We start from the raw sequence: 24,542 nt of genomic DNA on the forward strand, positions 1-24,542 counted from the left end.
AAATAGAAAAGATAAAATTATGAAAGTTGAAATTTGGTCGGACATCATGTGTCCGTTTTGCTATATTGGGAAGAGACGTTTTGAAGCCGCACTGGAGCAATTTCCTGATGCCGGGGATATTGAAATTGAGTGGCATAGCTTTCAACTCGATCCGGATATAGAAGGGAATCATGGGAAAAATTTATATGAATACTTCTCCGAACGAAAAGGGGTCCCTTACGAGCAATCAGTAGCCATGCACCAGCAAATGGCCGAAAATGCCAAACACTCCGGACTAACTTACAATTTTGATAGTGCAGTGGTGGCCAATTCTTTTGATGCTCATCGACTGATACAACTGGCAAAAACACACCATTTAGGCGATGCGGCCGAAGAACGGCTCTTCAAAGCCTATTTTACCGAAGGCAAAGATTTTAGCGATCACGATACGCTTGTTGCACTGGGGACTGAAATTGGATTAGAGGCAGCTGAAGTGCGTAAAGTACTCGACAGTACCGATTTTTCCGATGCTGTAAAGGCAGATATTAATGAAGCCGCTGAAATAGGGATTAATGGAGTGCCATTTTTCGTCTTTAACCGAAAATATGCCGTTTCCGGCGCCCAGGCCAGTACGGTATTTGAAGATGTACTGCAAAAATCCTACAAAGAATATAAAAAAGAACAGCCTAAAAATAATTTTGAAATCATTGATGGGCAGAGTTGTACTCCCGACGGAAAATGCGACTAAAAATAATCCGGTAAAATCTAAAATCATACTGTAATCTCTCCTACTTTTGTGCGGTAATTTTACACGCTATGGAAACCCAGGTATTGATTTTATTGTGTATTGCCGCCTTTGCTGCTGGATTTATAGATGCAGTGGTGGGTGGCGGTGGACTCATACAAACCCCGGCCGGGCTGATCTTATTACCGGGGCATATGGTGTCTACCGTAATCGGTACTTTAAAAATCCCGGCATTCAGCGGGACAGCCTTTGCGGCGGCTCAGTACCTGAAAAAGGTTACGATGGACTGGAAGTTATTGGGTATTATGGCAGTATGCGCTTTTGTATCCGCATTTGCCGGATCCACATTGCTCACCTATGTCAGCAACGACTTCATGAAACCTTTATTACTCGTTATTTTATTGCTGCTTGCCATTTATACGTTTACCAAAAAAAATTTCGGCCAACACACGGCAAAACAATATTCGCGTAAAAAGAGCATTGTACTGGCCATAGGGATTAGCCTTTTGGTTGGATTCTATGACGGTTTTATAGGCCCTGGAACGGGAAGTTTCCTGGTATTGGGATGTATTGCCCTACTGGGATTTGATTTCCTGCATGCATCGGCAAATGCTAAAATGGTGAACCTGGCTACTAATTTCGGTTCCATCTGCCTGTTTAGCCTAAAAGGCAAAATTATATGGGCAATTGCTTTACCCATGGCTGCCTCCAATGCTTTAGGCGGTTGGATAGGAGCCAAAATTGCAATCAAAAAAGGCAATGGCTTTATCCGTATTTTCTTTTTGATTGTAGTAATCGGTACACTGATACGGTTTGCCTATGATGTATTCTATACAACATAAAAAAACCGGAGATCAAAAAATGATTCCGGTTGATACGATCAGGATGATGTATTTAGAATGCTACATTCCATCTTGGAAGGCGGTTATTTTCTGCAAAAAACTCTTGCAAAACATAGCCTTCAACCGAAGTTGGAATCCCTTTGGATTCAGTATTGAATGTTTCATACCAAACCACTTCTAAAGCATCGATATTTTCTTTTTCCATTTGTGTTGGCCAGGTGTATTTACGCGCTGATTTCACAAACTGCTGCCCATTAACGATTTTGTCGTATAATCCACCATTTTTGGTTTTCAGGTCGCCATTGTTTTGGATTGTTCCTGAGGAACCCACCATTACCAGTTCTTTCGTACTGTTTTCTACGCTATATACCAGGTAAACACCGCTTGCACCTTCTGGAGCATTACACTTTTCTTCCAGGCTTTCGTCTTTTGTAAAAGTGAAATAATTACTGCTTTTGTATTTTTCTAATTCTTGAAACATTCTTTTCTGTTTAAACTATTTCTATTTTGAGGGCGCAATTTACGATTTCCAAGGCGCATTTAGCCATTAATTCCAAAAACTTTTGAATTTCAGTCCCGGAAGTTCTTAATACACAATTAACAATGAATAAAATAGGTGGTATTTCATTTTATAGAATTAATGGTATCTTTGTAATCCAATCGATTTGAAAAACAAAAGAACATGAAAATCCAACAAATATATACCGGATGTATTGCACAGGCAGCTTACTATCTTGAAAGTGATGGAGAAGCCGCTATATTTGACCCGCTACGGGAAGTGCAATCGTATATTGATACGGCAGCCAAAGACAATGCCCGTATCAAATACATCTTTGAAACCCATTTCCACGCCGATTTCGTTTCGGGCCATTTGGATCTTGCAGCCAAAACGGGTGCAGCTATTGTATACGGACCAAATGCCAAACCTGCTTTTGAAACCATTATTGCAACAGACAATCAGGAATTTAAAGTAGGCCGTTATACGGTAAAAGCGATCCACACACCGGGACATACTATGGAAAGTACCTGTTACCTTTTGTCCGATGAACAAAACATCCCGTATGGTATAATTACAGGTGATACTTTATTTATAGGCGATGTAGGCCGTCCCGATCTGGCACAGGATTTTTCTAATGGCCTGACTCAGGAAAAGCTCGCTGCTCATTTATTTGATTCCCTGCGCAATAAAATCATGCCTTTGCCCAATGACCTTATTGTATTCCCAAGCCATGGTGCCGGGAGTGCCTGTGGAAAAAATATGAGTAAGGAAACTACAGATACCTTAGGGAATCAGAAAAAAGTGAATTATGCCCTTCGCCCAGATATGACCCGTGAGGAATTCACTAAAGAGTTATTGGATGGACTTGGGGCGCCTCCCGCCTATTTCCCTCAAAATGTGAGCCTGAATATCAATGGTTATGACAGTCTCGATACGGTAATTTCAAAAGGTAAAATTGCGCTGGAGCCTAAAGAGTTTGAAGCTTTGGCAAATGAATCGGGTGCGATCATCCTGGATGTACGCCCTGAAGGTGATTTTGTAAAAGAACACATTCCAAATTCCATTTTTATCGGCCTGAATGGTGGTTTTGCCCCTTGGGTTGGTGCACTTATCAAAGATGTCAATCAGCCGCTTTTGCTGGTGATTCCGGAAGGAAAAGAAGAAGAAGCCATTACCCGACTGGCGAGAGTCGGTTTTGATCATTCTTTGGGCTACCTCAACGGTGGCTTGGACAATTGGAAAAAATCTGGCCTCGAAACCGATTATATAGTGTCCGTAGGGCCGAAGCAGTTTGTTGATGATGTAGCACAGAATAATTTGCCTGTAGTTGATGCCCGCAAACCCGGAGAATTTTCTGCAGAGCATGTGGAAAATGCCCTGAACATTCCACTTGATTTTGTAAATGAGCATTTACACGAAATTCCACAGGGTCAGGATTTCTACCTCCATTGTGCTGGTGGCTACCGTTCTGTTATTATGGCATCGATTCTAAAATCAAGAGGCTACCATAATATCATCAATGTTGAAAAAGGAATTAGTGGAATCCGCAATGAAGGAATGCCATTGACCCAATTCGTTTGCCCGTCAGGTTCTTAAACACTATTAGAGAATATCCTGAATTTATCATAATACTGAAAAATAGTCCTAAATAATAACAAAAAATTAGATTTAAAAGTAGTTAATCCATCATAATTTTAAATACTTTTGCTCTCTAAATTAACTTATAGTAAAAAATGAAAAAATTTCTTTTGTTCGCTTCTGTTGCAGCAGTATTAGTATCGTGCAATAAAACTGAAAATGCGTATGTAATTTCAGGAACAGTAGCTGGTGTTGAAAATGGTGTAAATGTTATTCTTGAAAAACAAGGAGACCTGGGACAATTAGTTCCTGTGGATACCGTAAAAGTTGAAAATGGAAAATTTAAATTTGAAGGTTCAGCAAAAGAACCAGAATTTCATTTAATCCAGGTTGGTGCTGTACAAGGTAAAGTTCCTTTGATCCTTGAAAATGGTGAAATCAATGTAGTGGTTTATAAAGATAGTGTGCGTGCAAGTAAAATTAGCGGTACATATAATAATGATGAATTTGTAGCTTTCAACAAACAAGGCGAAAAGATTCAAAAGAAAATGATGGAGTTTCAACAAGCTAATATGGCTGTAATGACTGAAGCACAGAAATCAAACGATACTGTAGCCATCAATAAATTAAGAAAAGAATTCAATGGTTTCCAAAAAGAAATGCTGGACCAGTCTGATAAATATGTAGAAAGCCACCCAAAATCCTTCATCTCTGTATTGTTGATCGATGGTTTCCTGGGGCAGCCTGATGCAGACCTGGTTAAGATAAAAAAATATTTCAATGCGCTTTCTTCTGACCTGAAAGCCACTAAACCTGGTAAAGCGATTCAGGAAAAACTGGATAAAGTACAAGCTGTAGTAGTAGGCCAAATGGCTCCTGACTTCTCTGCTCCTACTCCAGAAGGAAAAACAGTATCCCTGAAAGAATCATTGGGTAAAGTTACAATCATTGATTTCTGGGCTTCCTGGTGTGCACCATGTCGTGCTGAAAATCCAAACGTTGTAGCACTTTACAATGAATTCCATGATAAAGGCCTAAACATCATCGGTGTTTCTTTAGATAAAGAAGGTGATGCTGAAAAATGGAAACAAGCTATTGCCGCTGATAAATTAACCTGGACACAGGTTTCAAACCTTAAATTCTGGCAGGATCCTATTGCTGTTAAATACAACATCCAAACGATCCCACAAATGTTCATCCTGGATGCAAGTGGTAAAATCGTAGGAAAAGACCTTAGAGGAGAAGCGCTAAAAGCGAAAGTAAAAGAACTTTTAGGCGCTTAATTCCTACCGGACACATACAATTTCAAAAAATCTCCTCCGGGAGATTTTTTTATTTTATTCAAAACCAATACATTAAAAAAAACCTTAAAATTATCTTCTGAAATTGTTTGTATACTAAAAAAACAGTCCTATATTTGCACTCGTTGAACGGAAAAGCTCAGGCTTTTCAGAGGATCGGGGAGATACTCAAGCGGCCAACGAGGGCAGACTGTAAATCTGCTGTGAAAACTTCGCAGGTTCGAATCCTGCTCTCCCCACGAAAATCTGGACATTGTCCAGGTTTTTTTTTGCCCTGTTTTCTCCTGACCGAATGCTCCAATACAACACATTAATATAGCAACTAAAAAAGAGCCTCCAAAACGTAGTTTTGAAGGCTCTTCAAGAATTAGATCATCCGTAGGCTTAACACCCGGGATATTGACTTATTTGCTTATTCCAGCATAAAACTGATACTTACATTGGAAGTAATTTCAATCTCGCCAATGGCTAATGTTTCCGGAGCCATATCAGCACTTCCAGCATTCATTTTCATAGCTGACATCATTGGACGTGGATAGTAAGGCTGTGTATTATCGGAAACCAAAACTGCTTTCCCTACTCTTTGCCCTAAAGCTGTTGCATAATCATTCGCTTTTAGCTTGGCATCAGCTACTGCTTTCACACGTGCTTCCGATTCATATTGCGCCAGTTTTGTTGATTTAAACTCTACTCCCTGGATGTTATTGATCCCTGAATCTACCAATCCGGTCATCAGTACATCATACCCTTTCAGGTCTTTCAAGGTAATTGCAATCGTTTGTGAAGCCGAATAATTGTATTTCTTTTTATCGTAATCGTAGTTCTTATTCAGGCTTACACGTTGCGTTTGGTAATCAGCCTCCGCTATTTTTGACTTTTTAAGGAATTTGATCACCGCATCAATGGCCATATCATTTTTCTTCTTCACCTCTGTAGCGTCAGCACCACTGTTTTCTACTCCTACCGTGATAATAGCAAAATCAGGTGCTACTTTAACCTTACCTTCACCAGCTACACTGATTTGTGGTACTAATTTGTGATCCTGAGCATTGGCTAAGGTTGATGTTGCTGCGAATAAAATAAAGACTAATTTTTTCATAATTTGATTTGTTAGATTTGTTTTCATTTTTACAATGTATTTTCTGTCATAAAGCAAAAGGTATGCCACTATAGTTTACCCGCTTTTTCAAGTACAAACAACAGCACGATGGGAATAGCCAGCAAAACAACCATTAATGTGTTTTCTGTAAACATTTCCGGCACTCTTGCCAGTGTGATGAGATATCCGGCTATCGCACCTCCAAAATGCGCTGTATGCCCTATATTATCGCGCTTCGCCCGCATTCCGTAGATAGAATATAATAAATACCCAATACCAAAGACATAGGCTGGAACCGGAATTATAAAATACAATCCCAAAGTCATATCTGGCCGTAATAAAATAGCAGCATATAAAATGCCTGTCACAGCACCCGAAGCTCCGATGGCGCGATAGCCGTAATTATTCTTATGGAAATAATAGGTCAACAGGCTTCCTGCTAATAAACTGGCAGCATAAATGAGTAAGAAATAAAAATTACCCAAATAAGCAATTACTACAGGAGCAAAGAAATATAGCGTAAGCATATTAAATGCCAGGTGCATGATATCGGCATGCAAAAAAGCTGAAGAAAACATCCGGATCTGATCTCCGGCACGTATACTCCCAATATGAAACTCATACTTTCGGAAAAAAGCCGGATCGGTAAACCCCTTATAACTGACTATACAAGTTAATACAATAATGCTGATTAAAAAAATATCCATAAAAAGATTTTAAGTAGCAAAAATAACCATTCCCCGGGCATATTGAGTTAGCGAAAGAATAAATTATACGAAAAACCAGAATTCTTTTTTAGAATAATAAAAAGTATATTTGTAAAAAAATCTATAATGCAATTATTCGTATTTATACTTGTTTATCCAATCTTGTGGTGCATTTCGATTCTGCCTTTTAGGATACTTTATTTTTTTTCTGATATTATCTATTTCATTGTATATCATATTGTGGGCTATCGTAAAGAAACCGTACGTGAAAACATGGCTATAGCACTCCCCCACCTGACAGATGAAGAACGTAAAATCGTAGAACAGAAATTCTACCACCACTTTTGTGATACATTCCTGGAAATGATCAAAACCATGACAATTTCAGAAAAGGAAATAAAAAAACGCTTTGTATTTGACAACCTTGAAATCATTGAAGAAATTGAGGCAAAAGGCAAAAGCATTATTCTCATGTGCGGCCATTATGCCAGTTACGAATGGTTATTGCTCATGAACAAATACATCTCATTCCAGGGCTTTGGGATCTACAAACGCATTTATAATAAATACTTCGACCGGTTGGTCCGAAGGATCAGGGGTAAGTTTGATGCCACATTAATTGATGCAAAAGAGGCCGCATTAAAAATGAAAGAAAACCAGCAAAAAGGTATTTTAGGATATTATGGCTTTATCAGCGATCAATCGCCAAAACTACACCGTACCAACCATTATACTAAATTCTTCGGTGTGGAAGTACCAGTACATACCGGTGCAGAACTATTGGCAAAAAAGCTGGATATGAATATCATGTTCGTAAAAGGCGAAAAAGTAAAAAGAGGCTATTACAAAGCTAACTTCATCAAATACATTGACGAGCCCAAAACAATACCGAATTACCAGATTACTGATTGTTTTATAAAACTACTGGAACAGCAAATAATTGAAGCTCCCGAATATTACCTGTGGACACACAAAAGATTCAAGCACCGCAGGGATCCGGTAACCACACAAGCTTCTTAAAAACAAAAAAGAGGGAACTCATATCGGTTCCCTCTTTTTTGTTGCTCTTTATTATTGAAACCACTGCTTTACCATATCAGCCTCAAATGTTCCGGCGTTTTTATGGATAAATTCATTGGATATTTTATTATAAGAATAATCTGCAGCCCATTCTTTATGATTTGCTGCAAGGGCTTTCAGGCTTTCACAAACAAACTGAATTTCTTCATTCGTTGTTGTAGGATGGATGGACATCCGGATCCAACCTGGTTTTTGCATCAGGTCACCGGAATCAATCCTGCAGGTCAGGTCATTGGAAGTGGCCTGGTCTACGTGTAACAAATAATGTCCATACGTACCGGCACAACTGCATCCACCGCGTGTTTGTATACCGAATTTGTCGTTTAGGATTTTAACGCCAAGATTAAAATGCAATTCTTCAATAAAAAAAGAAATCACACCCAGTCGGCTTTGGTGTAGCGGCGCCAATATATTCAGGTTGTCCACAGGTTCCAGTTCCGAAAAAACATAATCAATGATTTCTTTTTCACGTTCGAGGATATTTGCTACACCCATTTTTTCTTTAAGCTGTACGGCCAATGCTGTTTTGATCACCTGCAAAAATCCCGGGGTTCCCCCATCTTCGCGATCTTCGATATTGGTGACATATTTATGTTCTCCCCACGGATTGGTCCAGCTTACTGTTCCACCTCCCGGACAGTCGGGAATCATATTCTTGTACAGTTTTTTATTGAAAATCAGAACCCCTGATGTTCCCGGGCCTCCCAAAAATTTATGCGGAGAGAAGAAAATAGCATCCAGATAGGCTTCCGGATTTTCGGGATGCATGTCTACTGCCACATAAGGCGCCGAACAAGCAAAATCCACAAAGCAAACCCCGTTATGGCGGTGCATTAACTCAGCTACCTTATAATAGGGTGTTTTGATTCCTGTCACATTCGAACAGGCAGTAATCGAAGCAATCTTCAGCGTACAATCTTTGTATTTATCCAATAGTTTTTCCAGGCTTTCCAAGCAAAGCAATCCTTTTTCACAAGCCGGGATTACCTCAACCCGGGCAATCGTTTCCAGCCAGGATGTTTGATTGGAATGGTGTTCCATGTGGGAAATGAACACTACCGGTTTTTTTTCTTCCGGTACTATGGTAAATTCCTTTAAATTTTCCGGAACCTTAAGTCCCAAGATGCGTTGAAATTTATTAATAACACCGGTCATTCCTGTACCATCTGTAATAAGGACGTCATCTTCACTGGCATTGACATGGTGTTTGATAATGTGCCTGGCTTTATGATAGGCCATTGTCATCACGGTACCGGAGATAGTCGTTTCCGTATGTGTATTGGCTACGAATGGGCCAAATTGATTTATAATTTTCTCTTCAATCGGCCGATAGAGCCTTCCACTCGCTGTCCAGTCTGTATAAACAATTTTCTGTGTCCCAAAAGGAGATTCAAATTCCTGGTCAATTCCAATGATATTGGATCTGAATTGTTGGAAATACGTTTCTAACTTGGTTGGTATTACGGTACTTTCAGCTGTGTTCATACTATATTGATTTGTCGCAAATTTATGCTTTTTTATGGAAATGAAAATGTGTACCCCGATCTAATTATTGCGCTGCCTTTTATTTAACTAAAATTTACAATCCCAAACGCTGTAATCTTTTGGAAAGTTATTGGAAAAGAATTAGGTTTGAAAAACGTTTGAACTCAAAAAATAGAGCTCGATGAACTCTGTACACCAATAACCATTCAAAGTATAGCCTTAGCAGGGCAATTACATCCATAAGCATGACATTAGATTTCCATAGTATTAAAGACAAGAAATATTTATTCCGACTCGAAGACAGCCAGATTGCGTTACTTTCTGAAATATTCCAAATATTCCGACTGCGTTCGGGATTGTACATTGATCCGTATGGAGACGTGAAACTAAGCCTGGAATTGCAACGTTTACTATTACAGATTATTGATGAATACGTCGCTGCAACAGACCTCAACGCCAATAAAGAAAAAACCTCAGCCATATTGGAGTTTAAAGGACTTATCCGGTATTTCACAGCCAAAAAAACGGATCTTTTAATTGTAGGCGATTAAAAAAAATACGATGGACGCAATTACTATTTTAAAACATTTTGCAGAAGGAATTCTAACCGATCTGGAATTGGAGCTCCAATTGCAGGAGAACCCACAAATGGAGGCCTGCCTTTCCAACCCGTCCCTTGATTGGCAGCATACTTATTTACAGCATACTACGCCTTATTTGTATTTGGCTGAAATGAATATTCAAACCCTTACAGGACGTTACGAAGCGCAGGCAATGATTCAATTGTTCCTGGAAAAATCAGGCATAAAAAGTATTGATTACAAAAAATACAGGGAAGATTATGAGCTTATTTCCCGCGCTCAACCGAAATACGTTGATGCACCGCCCGCTTTTATTGAAAAACACATCCTTCCAAAAGAATCGGAGCATTCCAAAACAGCACAACAGCAATTGGTAAAAGAAAGGTTTGCAACACTTTTCAGGTTTCATGGCAAACCACCAAAATGGATCCAGAATCCTGCCTGGCCGATTGTAAATGAAAAGCCTTTATTTTATCTGGGGGCATTGCCCATCAAAAACTGCGACTTATTTCACGATGATGGATGCCTCTATATATTCACTGACCCGGATACCGGATTAATGACTACCATCCAGCAATGGTATTAGTTTTGAATTTTTCTATCTATAAAAAGTTCCATTTCATCATTTGCAGGAATTAGCTCCCTACGGGTTTGTTCCAATAAACGATCGGTAAAAAGAATACCATTCAAATGATCTACCTCATGCTGAAAAATCACAGCTGTAAATCCCTGTACCATTTCTTCCATAACCTCTCCCGATTCCAGCATGTATGAAAGGCGTATGGCATAACTCCGCAATACATCATCCTGTATATCCGGAATGGACAAACAACCTTCGTTTCCTTTACGTAATAAATCAGAGTACCAGATAATTTTGGGATTCAGGTAGAATTCCGCAGGATCATCGGGTTTGTCATAACGGGTCACCCATATTGCATTCCTGTTAATTCCAATTTGGGGTGCCGCAATTCCTATACCGGGATTGGCCGGATCATTCATGGACAGCAACATACGCTTCGCCAGAACACTCAACAGCTTCTCTCCCGGCCGTACATCAGCAGAAGCATGGGTAAGAATTTCCAGCTCTGCAGGTTCGGTAACCTGGATAATGCGCAGCTTCCCCTCTCCTGATGTGATGAGCTCCATCTCCTCCTTACTGAACTTCTCTGCTTTATTTTTCATCTTCTGTGCCTGTACAACCATTGTTAATAGTACGAAAACTAAGGTAACCTGAAATCTATTTTTCATTTCATAAATATAAAAAACCCCGGCAAATTATCAAAATGCCGGGGTTTTATTTTAAATTCCGGCAATCTGCCGTATTTCATCTATAATTCGCAAAGCAAGCTGATCTGCCGCCTCCTGCGAGAATGCCTCTGTATAAATTCTAATTATAGGCTCTGTATTGGATTTGCGCAGGTGCACCCAATTGTCTTCGAAGTCAATTTTCACCCCATCAACAGTAGTAATATCTTCCGATTTATATTTTTCGGTCATCGCTGCTAAAATAGCATCAACATCAATTTGCGGGGTAAGTTCAATTTTATTTTTGCTCATGTAGTATTCCGGATAAGATGCACGCAAAGCAGAAACTTTCATTTGCTTTTCGGCCAGATGTGTCAGGAATAAAGCTACCCCTACCAATGAATCCCGCCCGTAATGAGATGCCGGATAAATGATACCGCCATTTCCTTCACCTCCTATAATAGCATTATTCTTCTTCATCAGTTCTACGACATTCACTTCCCCTACAGCACTGGCTTCGTATGTTCCTTTATGACTGTTGGTCACGTCCCGCAATGCCCTGGAAGAAGACATATTAGAAACCGTATTCCCGGGTGTTTTCCCCAATACAAAATCAGCACAGGCAACCAGCGTATATTCTTCACCAAACATTTCTCCGTCTTCGCTGATAAAAGCCAAACGATCTACATCCGGATCAACAACGATTCCTAAATCGGCTTTTTCTTTTACAACCAACTCGGAAATATCGGTGAGATGTTCTTTCAGCGGCTCCGGATTATGCGGAAAATGCCCATTCGGCTCACAATAAAGCTTTACCACTTCCACGCCCATCTGTTCCAGTAATTTTGGTATAATAATACCACCCGAAGAATTGACACCGTCTACCACCACTTTAAATTTTGCTTTTTTTACAGCTTCCACATCAACCAAAGGCAAATTAAGCACTTCGTCAATATGAATGTCCATATAAGCATCATTTTGCGTAATTGTCCCCAGCGAATCCACATCCGAAAAATCAAAATCTTCGGCTTCGGCTATGGCGAGTATTTTCTCTCCTTCTTCCCCATTCAGGAATTCTCCTTTTTGGTTCAGTAGTTTCAAGGCATTCCATTGTTTCGGGTTATGGCTTGCGGTTAGTATAATCCCGCCGTCTGCTTTTTCCAAAGGCACCGCGATCTCTACTGTTGGTGTAGTAGAAAGTCCCAGATCAATAACATCAATCCCTAAACCGATGAGTGTATTAACAACCAGGTTATGGATCATAGGACCGGAAATACGGGCATCACGACCAATAACAACAGTAAGTTTTTCTTTTTTAGAGTACGCTTTCAGCCAGGTTCCATAAGCCGAAGCAAATTTTACAGCGTCTAATGGAGTTAAGTTATCCCCTGTTTTTCCGCCTATAGTTCCCCGGATTCCGGAGATTGATTTTATTAAGGTCATTTGTTTTAAATTAATTTGGTAACGCAAATATAAGAACTTGACAACAGTCAAAACTTCGCATTATTAAAAAATTATACTAATTTACAAAAAGGGCTTTCTGTACTTTGCATTTAAAACGGCAATTTACCACCACACCCAGGAAATACTTTGTAACTTTGGAATATGACCGCTAAAACACGAAATTAAAAATGAATTTTCTCGCACACATCTATTTATCCGGAGATAATGATCTTATAAAAATTGGCAATTTCATGGCAGATGGTATCCGTGGCAAAGAATATGAAAGCTACCCTGATGCGATCCAAAAAGGAATTCTATTGCATCGCGCTATCGACACCTACACGGATTCCCATGCTGTATTTCGGCAGAGCACCAAGCGGCTTCATGAGAAATACCATCATTATGCGGGAGTTATTGTCGATGTTTTTTACGATCATTTCCTGGCAAAAAACTGGGCGAAATACTCCGAAGAAAAGCTTGAAGATTTTGTCCAGCGTTTCTACGATTCGCTGGAAAAGCATTATCCGATCTTATCCGAAAAAACACAAAACATGCTGCCGTATATGACCGAACAAAACTGGCTCGTCAGTTATGCTACTGTCCCAGGAATTTCTAAAATTCTCGCCCAAATGGACAACAGGACAAAGAATCAATCGAAAATGAAACATTCACCGGAAGAGCTTGAAGCCTATTATTCCGAATTTGAATCCGAATTTACTATCTTTTTTGAAGATTTAAGAACACATGTAGCAGCGAAACGGGCTATTCTTTAAGAAACTGGCCAAATCGCATACCTACGTTAATTATTATACAATTTATGCCTGGTTTTTGACCTTTCTTTTTGTTAAAAATCTTATTTTAGCAGTTCGAAATAATAACCTCCTTTTTTCATCAAAAAAATTCAAATGCCCAATACTGCAGCTCTAAAAATACGACAGTTTTTCAGGAATATTTTCAATTCTTTTGAAACTGTTCTCTTCATCCTGAAGGGTTTTCTTAGCGACAGGCAGTTTATATATTTATCCTGTATCATCGTTTCGATTTCGTGTGCCTTTGCCGTAATTTTATTAAAGAGTTTTGCCCATTCTGTATTTCTTTTTGCCAATTACATCAACGGGTACCTGAAACTGCCTTTTATCAACAGTATATTACCAATTGTAGGGATTCTATTGACGGCTTTTGTAATTAAAAACATATTGGACGGCAAACTGGAAAAAGGAAGTTCCAAAATTCTGTATGCTGTAGCCCGTAAAGGCGGTATCATGCCTCGAAAACAGATGTACTCTCAGATTATCACCAGTTCCCTGACTGTAGGATTGGGAGGTTCTGCAGGATTAGAATCGCCAATTACCATCACTGGGGCAGCTTTCGGTTCCAATTATGCCCAAAAATATAAACTTTCGCAGAAAGACAGGATATTGCTATTGGCCTGTGGTGTGGCTGCCGGTATTGCTGCTGCCTTTAATGCTCCTATTGCCGGCGTGCTCTTTGCTATTGAAGTGGTACTGACCGATGTGACCATTACTGCCTTTATCCCACTAATGATCTCTGCAGCTACGGGTGCGATTGTATCCACTATTGTACTGAAAGAAGATGTATTACTCTCTTTCGGGCATCAGCAGCACTATGATTTTCATAATATCCCTTTTTACATTTTACTGGGAGTATTGGGTGGATTTGTGTCTATTTATTATGCCCGGAACTTCCAAAAACTGGAAAGCTATTTTCATAAATATAATAAACCCTATAAAAAAGCCCTGATTGGTGCTTCCATGCTGGCGGTCATGATATTTTTCTTCCCAACCCTTTTTGGGGAAGGATACGAAAGCATCAAAATATTATCCAATGCCACACCGCAGAAAATATTGGACAATACGCTTTTAGACGATTATAAAAGTAATGAATGGTTATTATTGCTGTTTGTAGGAATAACAATGATGCTGAAAGTTTTTGCTACAGGATTAACGTTAGGCAGTGGTGGAAACGGTGGGAATTTTGCCCCTTCCCTTTTTGTTGGTTCCTATCTCGGCTTCTTTGTTGCCAAGTTTTTTAACCTCCTTGGATTACCGCACCAGTTGCCAGTAGGCAATTTTACGATTGTAGGGATGGCCGGTATATTGAGCGGACTTTTTCATGCGCCACTAACCGCAATTTTCCTTATTGGGGAAATCACCGGCGGTTATAACCTGATGGTTCCACTGATGATCGTCTCTTCGATTAGTTTTGCTGTTTCTAAACGTTTTGAAAAACATTCTATGGATGTTAAGGATCTTGCCGCAAAAGGACAGGTTTTTACCAGTAACAAAGACAAAAACATCCTCTCTACCATTGAGTTATCCAAAATAATCGTCACCAATTTTAAGACCCTGCAGATTACCGACCGATTGGAAAAAGTAGTAGAATACCTTACCGATACCAAACAAATCATTTTTCCGGTGGTCAATGCCGAAAATGAACTGGTGGGCGTAATCAACTTTGATGCTGTACGGCAGGTCGTCTTTAACCCTTTCCGGGTCAAGCATACCACTATGGAAGAGATTATTACAAAAGACATTCATCCTATTACCGATGAGGATACGTTGTATTATATGCTAAAGAAATTTGAGGCATCACAACTTCCGGAACTACCCATGATAAAAAATGGCAAGCTTTCTGCTATGGTATCCAAGACACTTATCCTGGAAAACTATCGTGCCCAGGTAAAAACCATGACTATTGAATAAAAAAACCTGAGGTGTAAAACTGAAGCCCATACTTCGCCCTGGTTATAAATAAATGTTATAATAGTCCTTAATACCCATACGGTTGCTAAAAATAAACTTCAAAATAGTACCTTTGTATTTTGCTATAAATCTATGATCGAAAAGGATAATAATATCGAAGTATTGGGCGCTCGTGTGCACAATCTTAAAAATATAGATGTAACCATACCCCGGGAAAAATTAGTTGTAATTACTGGACTTTCGGGGTCTGGAAAATCATCACTGGCTTTTGATACCATATATGCCGAAGGGCAACGCCGCTATGTAGAGACTTTTTCTGCCTATGCACGGCAATTCCTGGGTGGCCTGGAACGTCCGGATGTCGACAAGATTGACGGACTTTCGCCGGTTATTGCTATTGAACAGAAAACAACCAGTAAAAGCCCGCGCTCTACCGTAGGTACTATCACAGAAATATACGATTTTCTGCGATTACTCTATGCACGTGGTGCAGATGCCTACAGTTACAATACCGGGGAGAAAATGGTCAGCTATAACGATGAGCAGATCAAAAACCTGATTATTGAAAATTTCAGTGGCAAACGCATCAATATCCTCGCTCCGGTGATCCGCTCCCGAAAAGGGCATTACCGTGAGTTATTTGAGCAGATCCTAAAACAGGGTTTCCTTAAAGTACGCGTTGATGGTGAGGTAAAAGATATTGAAAGTGGCTTCAAACTGGATCGTTACAAAACCCATGATATCGAGATCGTCATTGACCGTATGCTTGTAGAAGATACGCCAGATACGGACAAGCGTTTGAGCGAAAGCATTAAAACCGCCATGTACCATGGAGAGAATGTATTATTAATCCTGGAACAGGATTCAGGTGAAACGCGCTATTTCAGCCGGAACCTGATGTGCCCGACTTCGGGTATCTCCTATCCCAATCCGGAACCTAATAATTTTTCTTTCAACTCCCCAAAAGGAGCCTGTGATTACTGTAATGGCCTTGGCATCGTACACGAAACCAACCTGAAGAAAATCATACCCAATCAAAAACTTTCAATCAAAAGTGGTGGTTTTGCTCCTTTAGGTGAATACAAAAGCTCGTGGATGTTTAAACAGCTGGAAACAATAGGTGAAAAGTATGATTTTAAGCTCACCGATCCTATTGAAAAAATTCCGGAAGAAGCGATGGCTATGATCCTGAACGGTGGTAAAGAGAAATTCACCGTTGCTTCCAAGACATTAGGCGTAACAAAAGAATATAAAATTGAATTTGAAGGTATTTCAAATTTTATTAAAAGCCAGCATGACGATCCCGGATCAGCTTCCATCAGACGATGGGCGAAGGATTTTATGGACGAAATCGAATGCCCGGTATGTCACGGTTCCCGCTTGAAAAAAGAAGCATTGTATTTCAAAATCAACGATAAGAATATTGCGGAACTTTCTGCGATGGATATTTCGGATTTGGAAATATGGTTTGGCGATCTTACGAATAATATTTCTGAAAAACAGATCATTATAGCTTCTGAAATCATCAAGGAAATCAAGTCGCGGCTGAGTTTCTTAATGAATGTAGGCCTTAATTACCTCGCATTGAACCGGGGATCCAAAACCCTTTCCGGTGGAGAGGCACAACGTATACGGCTTGCAACGCAAATCGGTTCCCAGTTGGTGGGAGTGCTCTACATACTGGATGAGCCAAGTATCGGATTACACCAGCGCGATAACGAAAAACTGATTCATTCTCTGGAGCAGCTCCGGGACATTGGAAACTCTGTCATCGTAGTCGAGCACGATAAAGATATGATTGAACGGGCAGATTACGTCATTGATATCGGCCCAAAAGCCGGTAAACATGGTGGCGAAATCATCAGTACCGGTACACCAAAAGAATTACTGAAAGAGCATACACTTACCGCTTCCTACATGAACGGCGAAAGAATGCTGGCTATTCCTGAAAAAAGAAGGAAAGGAAATGGAAAAACGATCAAGTTGAGCGGCGCTACCGGAAACAACCTGAAAAATGTTACCGTAGAATTTCCATTAGGCCAGATGATTTGTGTAACAGGAGTTTCAGGAAGTGGAAAATCAACGTTGATAAATGGAACACTATATCCGATATTGAATGCCCATTTCTTCAACGGTGTTAAAAAACCGCAGCCCTATAAAAAAATAGAAGGCCTGGAACATATTGATAAAGTTATTGATATTGACCAATCGCCCATAGGACGTACACCACGATCCAATCCAGCTACTTATACCGAAGTATTTGCTGAGATCAGAAGCCTATTTACCATGACTCCCGAAGCGATGATTCGGGGTTATAAACCGGGACGATTTAGTTTTAATGTGAAAGGTGGGCGCTGTGAAACCTGTGAAGGCTCCGGAGTACGCGTCATTGAAATGAATTTCCTGCCGGATGTATATGTAGAATGCGAAACCTGCCAGGGCAAACGTTTCAACCGGGAAACCCTTGAGATTCGCTATAAAGGCAAATCCATATCGGATATCCTGAATATGACCATTGATGAAGCGGTACCATTTTTTGAAAACATCCCTAAAATCTACCGTAAGGTAAAAACATTGCAGGATGTGGGATTGGGTTATATTACACTGGGGCAGCAAAGCACTACGCTTTCCGGCGGTGAAGCACAACGTATTAAACTGGCCGGAGAACTTTCGAAAAAAGATACCGGAAATACGTTTTACATTTTGGACGAACCCACTACAGGCCTCCATTTTGAGGACATCAGGGTACTGATGGAGGTGATAGATAAACTGGTCGACAAAGGCAATACAGTACTGATTATTGAACACAATATGGACGTGATCAAATTAGCCGATTATATTATCGATATTGGCCCCGAAGGTGGGAAAGGCGGCGGGCAGCTGATTGCTAAAGGGACACCAGAGGAAATTGTGAAAGTTAAAAAAAGCTATACCGCTCAATTCCTCAAAAAAGAATTGCATTAATTCCTTTTAAAAATAATATTCCTGTGTAGTGCAGGCACAAAAATTAAAAAAGAAAACATGAGATTAGAAGATTTTGATAATGACGAAGATAAAGTAATACAGGATCGATTAAAGCAGAAAACCTGGAACGAAATACGAACCAATGACTCCTGGGCCATTTTTAAAATTATGGCTGAATTTGTCAATGGATACGAAAACATGGGGCGTATCGGGCCCTGCGTTTCTATTTTTGGATCCGCACGAACCAAACCCGATGACAAATACTACCTGCTGGCTGAAAAAATTGCTTTTAAAATCAGTAAAGCCGGTTACGGTGTTATTACTGGTGGTGGTCCTGGAATCATGGAAGCAGGTAATAAAGGAGCGCATCTGGGTGGTGGTACTTCAGTAGGGCTGAATATTGAATTGCCTTTCGAACAACATTTCAACCCGTATATAGACCGTGATAAAAACCTGAATTTTGATTATTTCTTTGTACGTAAGGTAATGTTTGTCAAATATTCCCAGGGATTTGTAGTGATGCCTGGTGGATTTGGTACATTGGATGAACTTTTTGAGGCGATCACACTGATCCAAACCAAAAAAATAGGTAAGTTCCCAATTATCCTGGTAGGATCTGATTTCTGGTCCGGTTTACTGGAATGGGTTAAAACGGTTTTGGTGGAAAAATATGCCAATGTCAGCCCAGCCGATCTTGACCTGATCAAAGTGGTGGATAATGAGGAAGAAGTCGTTCAGGCACTGGATGCATTCTATAAAAAATACAATTTAAGCCCTAACTTTTAGGCCTATAAATTCAAAAAAGCTGTCTTTACCGACAGCTTTTTTTATAGGGTATCTTTAAATTTTACGTTCCTATTGGATTATGAGTTTTTGGGTCGTTATACCATCAGCTGCACTGATCTTCGCGATATAAAGTCCCGATGCCAGTTCCGGTTGTATTTCACTCTCCCCAAAACAATGGTGTATGCCTAGCTTTTGCCCCGATACCGAATAGATCGCCACCGTATAGGCTCCGGTTAGTCCGGTTATCCTAAAGTGATTTTTAGCAGGATTAGGATAAAGCCCCCAACCGTTTTTTGAAATCTCGGTATTCGAAAGTGCGGCAAACCAGGGAATAGTTGTTTTGGTTCCCCAAATATAATCAGCAAGATCAGGATAATCAATAAACGGATTGCGATTGTGTTGCCAGGTATAAATGATATTATTACGGTTCATTTCAAAATCATCAGCTGGATCAGCGTGGTTCCATTGTAAAAGCGTCGCCAGATCGCCTATTTTATATGGCGTACTATCGGGTAGGTTTCCATTTACAACATCCAAAGCAGTATAACGTACTGCCATATAAAATAAGGCACGCGCCACATCCCCGTGCCAGCTTCCCTGATTCCCGACTGGCCCATTATAGTCATTCAGCCCATAATCCCGATTGCTTCGGGCACTATTTTCAGGTCCATCTTCACTTCGCAACGCATGGGCATCGGCATGCCCGCTTAATATATCATCCGCGTTGGTCGGGAGGTAAATTGCAATGCCGTCTGCCAACGGAGACGTCCCATTACTAAAACCTCCCCTGGATTGTGGAAAAATGTGCTCCCTATTCCAAAAGCCAACACTATTCGAGGTAAGCTGGAATTTGTACTTTGCCCTCCCCTGCTCTGTATACATCAGCCAGACTTCATTGCTATTCAGCGGGTTCTGATCTGCTTCATATAAGATTGAAGTAACATCGCGATAGCTATGTGCCCGTACAACCGCCGGATTGGCAATAATATCTTGCACCGCCTGCTTTAAAGCAGCTCCAGACAATCCTTCCAAAGAAGCATAATAATCAGGATCCTGGGTACTGCTCACAATTCCATAAGTAGGATTCAAAGGAGTTCCCCAGGATGAAACGGTATAATCATTATCCACAATACGTACTTCATAATTATCGTTTAACCGTACAAATTCCTCGGGAAGCGACAAAATCCGGATCAAAGCCACCTCATCCCCTTCATCCATACTATCATCAATAGTATGGATGGTGGTGCTATAAGTCGTGCTACCAGCAGGAATAGTTACTATTGTGTTTCCTGTATAATCTGCCGTATCAAATGTTCCATTGTCAAGGATAAAATTAAAAGTTAGCGGCGTTTCGACTGCAAACTGAGTGGTAAAAGAAATGGTAAAATCTCCACCTTCTTCCAATAGCGGTGTAGAAACGGTATAGGATACGCCATTAAATATAAAACCACTTCCATCATTATGCGTACCGGGTGTGGGTATTTTAACTTCAAAAGTTCCGTCCATTTTACGCTGGATCGAATGTAGAGTACTCAGATTATTCTCATTCTCATTGACCTGTGTCGTAATCCCAAAAATATTCATAAGGCCAGCATCATCCGGATCACTGGTATCATAAAGCAGCACATCTATCAAATGTTCTGTTGTGGCAAGGGTTTCGTCTGGAAAATCATCATACGCAGCCTGATAAATGGCTATAGCATCTGCACCATTCTGTATAATACTGGTGGGAAACAAACGTTGGGGCACCGGAGAAACAGCCGTATTTCCTACCACAACTAAGCCGTTTCTATCTGTAGTAAGTCCTGTCAAATCGATTGTATAATAACTTCGGTTGCCTCCCGCTCCGGATCCATTAAAAAATACCAGTACGTAACCATCTAAGGAAAAATAGGGGATTTCTGATTTGAGTTCTATGAACTCTTTGTCATCAATACTGGGTGTATCGCAATCCAGCTCATTAATAACAATTTGACTATGGGAAAAACTGAAAATCATCAACAAGAAAAAAAGTAGTGTTTTTTGCATAATTTTATCTTTTAGTCTTATCAAAGATAAGTTATTTAACAATTTATGACCCGAAAAAACATTTTTTAATTATTGCAGTACATTAATTCTCATTTTATTCTTCATATCCAACATCAGTGCTTATTTAACTTCTGTCCAAGCAACCTTTTGCACCTATTTCCCTCTATAGAATAGGACTTATCTGTCCATTTTATGTCGTGAATGAATACAAAATACTGATTATCAGCAATTAAAAAATAAAACATCACACCCTTTTATTTTTAAAGTTGAAGCTGTACTTTGCGTTTGGGAATACAGTATATTACAGGGATCAAGCCGGGGTAAAATTAATCCATACAGAACATTGAAATTATTTAAATTTATAGTTATCCTATTAATTCTATTGTCGTCGGTTAAAGACTATGCGCAACATCGTATTGTACTGAAAGCTGAAGTCGATCTGGAAACAAAAATCATTGCTGCAGAACAGGAGCTGGATTATTATAATGATTCCGATGTACCCTTAAATGCTATAGTCCTGAATGACTGGAACAATGCCTATTCTGCCAAAGATACTCCGCTGGCCCGAAGATTTTCGGATGAGTTTACCCGAAGTTTTCATTTAGCCAATGATGAAGAACGCGGTAATACCAACATCCTTTCTATCATTGGTCCGGAATATACTTCTCTACACTATACGCGGCCTCCCGAACATCCCGACCTCGTACTGGTGACCCTGCAGAATCCGGTTATGCCCCACCAGAGGATCCGTCTAAAAATAACATACCTCATTAAAATTCCAAGCGACCGTTTTACCCGATACGGTTATAACAGCAATGGGGAAATGAACCTGAAAGACTGGTTTTTAATGCCTGCCCGATTTCAGGATCAGACTTTTACCACCTATAGTAACGAAAATCTCGATGATGCTGCAAATGCAGCCAGTGATTATACGCTCTTGCTCACGGTTCCCAAAAACAAAGAAATCACTTCAGACCTGAACCAGATCCGTACCGAAGAGAAAGCGGAAAAAACAATCTACACATTCGAAGGGAAAAACCGTCATAATTTTAGTTTGGTCATCAGCCCTTTTATAAACTACAGCAGTTATAAAAATACTATCACAGAAGTAGTCACCGATATAAAAAGCAATCGGGTTACTGAAATACAAAAAGCGATCCTGATTGATAAAATAGTCCTTTTTGTAAATGATAATGTCGGCGGTTTTCCCCATGAAAAAATTACCGTGTCCCAACTGGATTATGACCGTGATCCATTTTATGGGCTTAACCAGCTTCCAGCATTTTTAGCCCCATTTTCAGACGATTTTTTGTACGAAATTAAATTCCTGAAAACCTATACCAATAATTTCCTAAAAAGCAGCCTGCAACTGGATCCCCGCAAAGAAAACTGGATTTATGACGGATTGCAGATGTACCTTATCATAAAATACATTGAAGAGAACCACCCGGACATGAAAATGATGGGGAATATCTCAAAATTCAAGCTGCTGAAAAGTTTTTATTTAACCAACATTGAATTCAACGGGCAGTTCAACTACCTCTATTTGCTGATGGCCCGTAAAAACTTAGATCAGCCTATAGGAGACGCTAAGACTACATTCATTAAATTCAATGAGCAGATCGCAGGAAAATATAAAGCCGGCCTCAGTTTCAACTACCTGGATCAGTTTCTGGGAGATGCTACGTTAACCATAGCCATTACCGACTTTTACAGCCTGAATAAAAAACAGCAAACGACAGAATACGATTTTGAAACCATCCTAAAATCAAGAACCGATAAAAATATTGATTGGTTTTTTAATACATTAGTCCATAGCCGGGAACTTATAGATTATCGGTTTGGAAATGTGGTCCGGTCAAAAGACAGCCTTACCGTAACCGTAGAAAACAATCAGAAAGCCACAGTTCCGATCTCTTTATACGGGTTCAAAAACGGCAAAATCGTTTTTAAAGAATGGCTTGAAAATATCAAAACCGACAGCACTTTTACCATTCCCCGAAATGGTGCCGATAAACTGGCTTTAAACTATACTGACGAAGTTCCGGAATACAACCAAAGAAACAACTGGAAGTCCCTGAAAGGATTTTTCGTTCCCAACAGGCCCATTAAATTCAACCTGATGAAAGATCTGGAACATCCGTATTACAACCAGATTTTCTATGTCCCCGATTTTGAATACAATCTCTATGATGGGTTGGCTTTGGGAATGCGCCTGCATAATAAATCGCTTTTGGACAAACCGTTCAGTTACGATGTAACTCCTATTTTTTCCTTCAAAACGCAGTCCCTGATCGGCTCAGCTTCTGTTGCTTACAATCAGCAGATTCGCGATTCACGGTTGTATAATATCCGCTATGGGATGAGCAGTTCCTATTATCATTACGCTCCTGATGCGGCCTATTTGAAACTGACTCCATCGGTTACCTTTCGCTTTCGCGAAGAAAACCTGCGGAATAATAAAAAGCGGTTTATCGGTCTGCGTTACGTGATGGTCGATCGGGAAAAAAGCATATTTACGATGGACAAAAACAATGAGAATTATTCTGTTTTGGATATCCGGTATGGAAGTACAAAAACCGAAGTGACCAATCATTTTAGCTTCCTGACCGATGTACAGGTATCCAACGCCTTTGGTAAGTTTTCCGGACAATTAGAATACAGGCACCTGTTTGATAACAACCGTCAGGTGAATTTGCGTTTTTATGGCGGTACATTCCTGTATCGTAAAACAGACTCCGATTTCTTTAGTTTTGCGACCGATCGCCCGACCGATTACCTTTTTGATTACAATTATTACGGTAGATCAGAAAGTAGCGGCCTGTTTAGCCAACAATTAATTATTGCTGAAGGGGGATTCAAATCCAAACTCGACATTCCCTATGCGAACCAATGGATCACAACGGTAAACGGCAGCTTTAATATCTGGAACTGGATAGAGCTTTATGGCGATGCAGGAATGGTCAAAAATAAATACAGCGATCCAAAATTCATCTACGACAGTGGGATCCGCCTGAATTTGGTAACGGATTATTTTGAATTGTATTTCCCGGTGTACTCCAGTAATGGATGGGAGATTGCCCAACCCAATTATAATGAGAAAATACGTTTTATCGTTACGATAAGTCCCGGTACGCTGCTGAATCTTTTCACCCGAAAGTGGCTGTAAATAAGTCTGATAAAACTTTCCCTTCTTATCTTCCCTGAGAGCAACAGCATGGAAATGCTTTTAGGAATTGTGCAATAAAAGAAGAATATACACTTTGAAAAAGAATTTTATGATCAAAGAAAAGGACTTTTTTTTATATTAAATTTATTTTAAGCATCACTATACTAACAATAGCATACCCAAATTATCATATGATGCCTATTCATTACGAATAATTAAAATTTATGTTTTTTGTTTTGTATCATTGTTTTGATTAAATTTGTTGCAACGAATAACTTTTTGACTTCA

Annotated in this window: 19 protein-coding genes and 1 tRNA gene; 13 read left to right on the plus strand and 7 right to left on the minus strand. The window is 39.9% G+C overall.

Annotation, left to right across the window (positions count from 1 at the left end):
* The first annotated feature begins 19 nt into the window (after positions 1-19).
* Together FK004_RS17910 and FK004_RS17915 are read left to right on the plus strand one after the other, a co-directional pair.
* The gene (locus FK004_RS17910; protein WP_108738498.1) at positions 20-727 is read left to right on the plus strand and encodes a DsbA family oxidoreductase; all 708 of its coding nucleotides are present in this window, start codon (positions 20-22) and stop codon (positions 725-727) included.
* Positions 728-795: 68 nt separating this feature from the next.
* Positions 796-1,566, plus strand: a complete 771-nt coding sequence (locus FK004_RS17915; RefSeq protein WP_108738499.1) for a sulfite exporter TauE/SafE family protein — start codon at positions 796-798, stop codon at positions 1,564-1,566.
* A gap of 52 nt (positions 1,567-1,618) precedes the next feature.
* Here FK004_RS17915 and FK004_RS17920 read toward each other — a convergent pair whose 3' ends face one another.
* Positions 1,619-2,047, minus strand: coding sequence for a hypothetical protein (locus FK004_RS17920; protein WP_108738500.1), 429 nt, complete (start codon positions 2,045-2,047; stop codon positions 1,619-1,621).
* A gap of 201 nt (positions 2,048-2,248) precedes the next feature.
* Between FK004_RS17920 and FK004_RS17925 the strand changes: the two genes are divergently transcribed.
* The 3 genes from FK004_RS17925 to FK004_RS17935 all read left to right on the plus strand — a co-directional run bounded on the left by FK004_RS17925 (position 2,249) and on the right by FK004_RS17935 (position 5,183).
* Positions 2,249-3,661, plus strand: coding sequence for an MBL fold metallo-hydrolase (locus FK004_RS17925; protein WP_108738501.1), 1,413 nt, complete (start codon positions 2,249-2,251; stop codon positions 3,659-3,661).
* A gap of 137 nt (positions 3,662-3,798) precedes the next feature.
* Positions 3,799-4,926 (plus strand): redoxin domain-containing protein, encoded by a 1,128-nt coding sequence (locus FK004_RS17930; RefSeq protein WP_108738502.1) that lies wholly within the window; start codon positions 3,799-3,801, stop codon positions 4,924-4,926.
* A gap of 176 nt (positions 4,927-5,102) precedes the next feature.
* Positions 5,103-5,183 (plus strand) — tRNA-Tyr (locus tag FK004_RS17935).
* 173 nt (positions 5,184-5,356) lie between these two features.
* On the opposite strand, the gene FK004_RS17940 is transcribed toward FK004_RS17935, so the two are convergent.
* Both FK004_RS17940 and FK004_RS17945 read right to left on the minus strand, forming a co-directional pair.
* A complete protein-coding gene (locus FK004_RS17940; RefSeq protein ID WP_108738900.1) occupies positions 5,357-6,043 on the minus strand; it encodes an SIMPL domain-containing protein in 687 nt (228 codons plus the stop codon).
* A gap of 68 nt (positions 6,044-6,111) precedes the next feature.
* Positions 6,112-6,750 (minus strand): rhomboid family intramembrane serine protease, encoded by a 639-nt coding sequence (locus FK004_RS17945; RefSeq protein ID WP_108738503.1) that lies wholly within the window; start codon positions 6,748-6,750, stop codon positions 6,112-6,114.
* A gap of 126 nt (positions 6,751-6,876) precedes the next feature.
* Here FK004_RS17945 and FK004_RS17950 point away from each other — a divergent pair, with 126 nt between their 5' ends.
* Positions 6,877-7,770, plus strand: a complete 894-nt coding sequence (locus FK004_RS17950; RefSeq protein ID WP_108738504.1) for a lysophospholipid acyltransferase family protein — start codon at positions 6,877-6,879, stop codon at positions 7,768-7,770.
* Between the two features lie 51 nt (positions 7,771-7,821).
* Here the strand turns inward: FK004_RS17950 and FK004_RS17955 are convergent, their stop codons facing one another.
* Complete coding sequence (locus tag FK004_RS17955) at positions 7,822-9,315, minus strand: aminotransferase class V-fold PLP-dependent enzyme (RefSeq protein WP_108738505.1); 1,494 nt, start codon at positions 9,313-9,315, stop codon at positions 7,822-7,824.
* Between the two features lie 245 nt (positions 9,316-9,560).
* On the opposite strand from FK004_RS17955, the gene FK004_RS17960 reads away from it, so the two are divergent.
* Together FK004_RS17960 and FK004_RS17965 are read left to right on the plus strand one after the other, a co-directional pair.
* Entirely contained in the window at positions 9,561-9,866 is a 306-nt protein-coding gene (locus FK004_RS17960) for a hypothetical protein (protein ID WP_108738506.1), read from the plus strand.
* A 10-nt stretch (positions 9,867-9,876) separates the two neighbouring features.
* Positions 9,877-10,482, plus strand: a complete 606-nt coding sequence (locus FK004_RS17965) for a hypothetical protein (protein ID WP_108738507.1) — start codon at positions 9,877-9,879, stop codon at positions 10,480-10,482.
* Here FK004_RS17965 and def read toward each other — a convergent pair.
* Both def and glmM read right to left on the minus strand, forming a co-directional pair.
* A complete protein-coding gene (def, locus tag FK004_RS17970; protein WP_108738508.1) occupies positions 10,479-11,144 on the minus strand; it encodes a peptide deformylase in 666 nt (221 codons plus the stop codon). The two genes, FK004_RS17965 and def, sit on opposite strands and share 4 nt — an antisense overlap.
* Positions 11,145-11,195: 51 nt before the next feature.
* Entirely contained in the window at positions 11,196-12,584 is a 1,389-nt protein-coding gene (glmM, locus tag FK004_RS17975; protein ID WP_108738509.1) for a phosphoglucosamine mutase, read from the minus strand.
* A 188-nt stretch (positions 12,585-12,772) separates the two neighbouring features.
* Between glmM and FK004_RS17980 the strand changes: the two genes are divergently transcribed.
* The 4 genes from FK004_RS17980 to FK004_RS17995 all read left to right on the plus strand — a co-directional run bounded on the left by FK004_RS17980 (position 12,773) and on the right by FK004_RS17995 (position 19,057).
* Positions 12,773-13,357: an acyl carrier protein phosphodiesterase gene (locus FK004_RS17980; RefSeq protein ID WP_108738510.1), complete on the plus strand. Its 585-nt coding sequence runs from the start codon at positions 12,773-12,775 to the stop codon at positions 13,355-13,357.
* Between the two features lie 132 nt (positions 13,358-13,489).
* The gene (locus FK004_RS17985) at positions 13,490-15,307 is read left to right on the plus strand and encodes a chloride channel protein (RefSeq protein ID WP_108738511.1); all 1,818 of its coding nucleotides are present in this window, start codon (positions 13,490-13,492) and stop codon (positions 15,305-15,307) included.
* A 132-nt stretch (positions 15,308-15,439) separates the two neighbouring features.
* On the plus strand, positions 15,440-18,271 hold the full coding sequence (uvrA, locus tag FK004_RS17990) for an excinuclease ABC subunit UvrA (RefSeq protein WP_108738512.1): 2,832 nt from the start codon (positions 15,440-15,442) through the stop codon (positions 18,269-18,271).
* A gap of 57 nt (positions 18,272-18,328) precedes the next feature.
* Positions 18,329-19,057: an LOG family protein gene (locus FK004_RS17995; RefSeq protein ID WP_108738513.1), complete on the plus strand. Its 729-nt coding sequence runs from the start codon at positions 18,329-18,331 to the stop codon at positions 19,055-19,057.
* A gap of 69 nt (positions 19,058-19,126) precedes the next feature.
* On the opposite strand, the gene FK004_RS18000 is transcribed toward FK004_RS17995, so the two are convergent.
* Positions 19,127-21,085, minus strand: a complete 1,959-nt coding sequence (locus FK004_RS18000) for an endonuclease (RefSeq protein ID WP_108738514.1) — start codon at positions 21,083-21,085, stop codon at positions 19,127-19,129.
* Between the two features lie 343 nt (positions 21,086-21,428).
* Between FK004_RS18000 and FK004_RS18005 the strand changes: the two genes are divergently transcribed.
* Complete coding sequence (locus FK004_RS18005) at positions 21,429-24,254, plus strand: gluzincin family metallopeptidase (RefSeq protein WP_227871635.1); 2,826 nt, start codon at positions 21,429-21,431, stop codon at positions 24,252-24,254.
* Positions 24,255-24,542: the final 288 nt, after the last annotated feature.

The organism is Flavobacterium kingsejongi (assembly GCF_003076475.1).
Classification (GTDB): domain Bacteria; phylum Bacteroidota; class Bacteroidia; order Flavobacteriales; family Flavobacteriaceae; genus Flavobacterium; species Flavobacterium kingsejongi.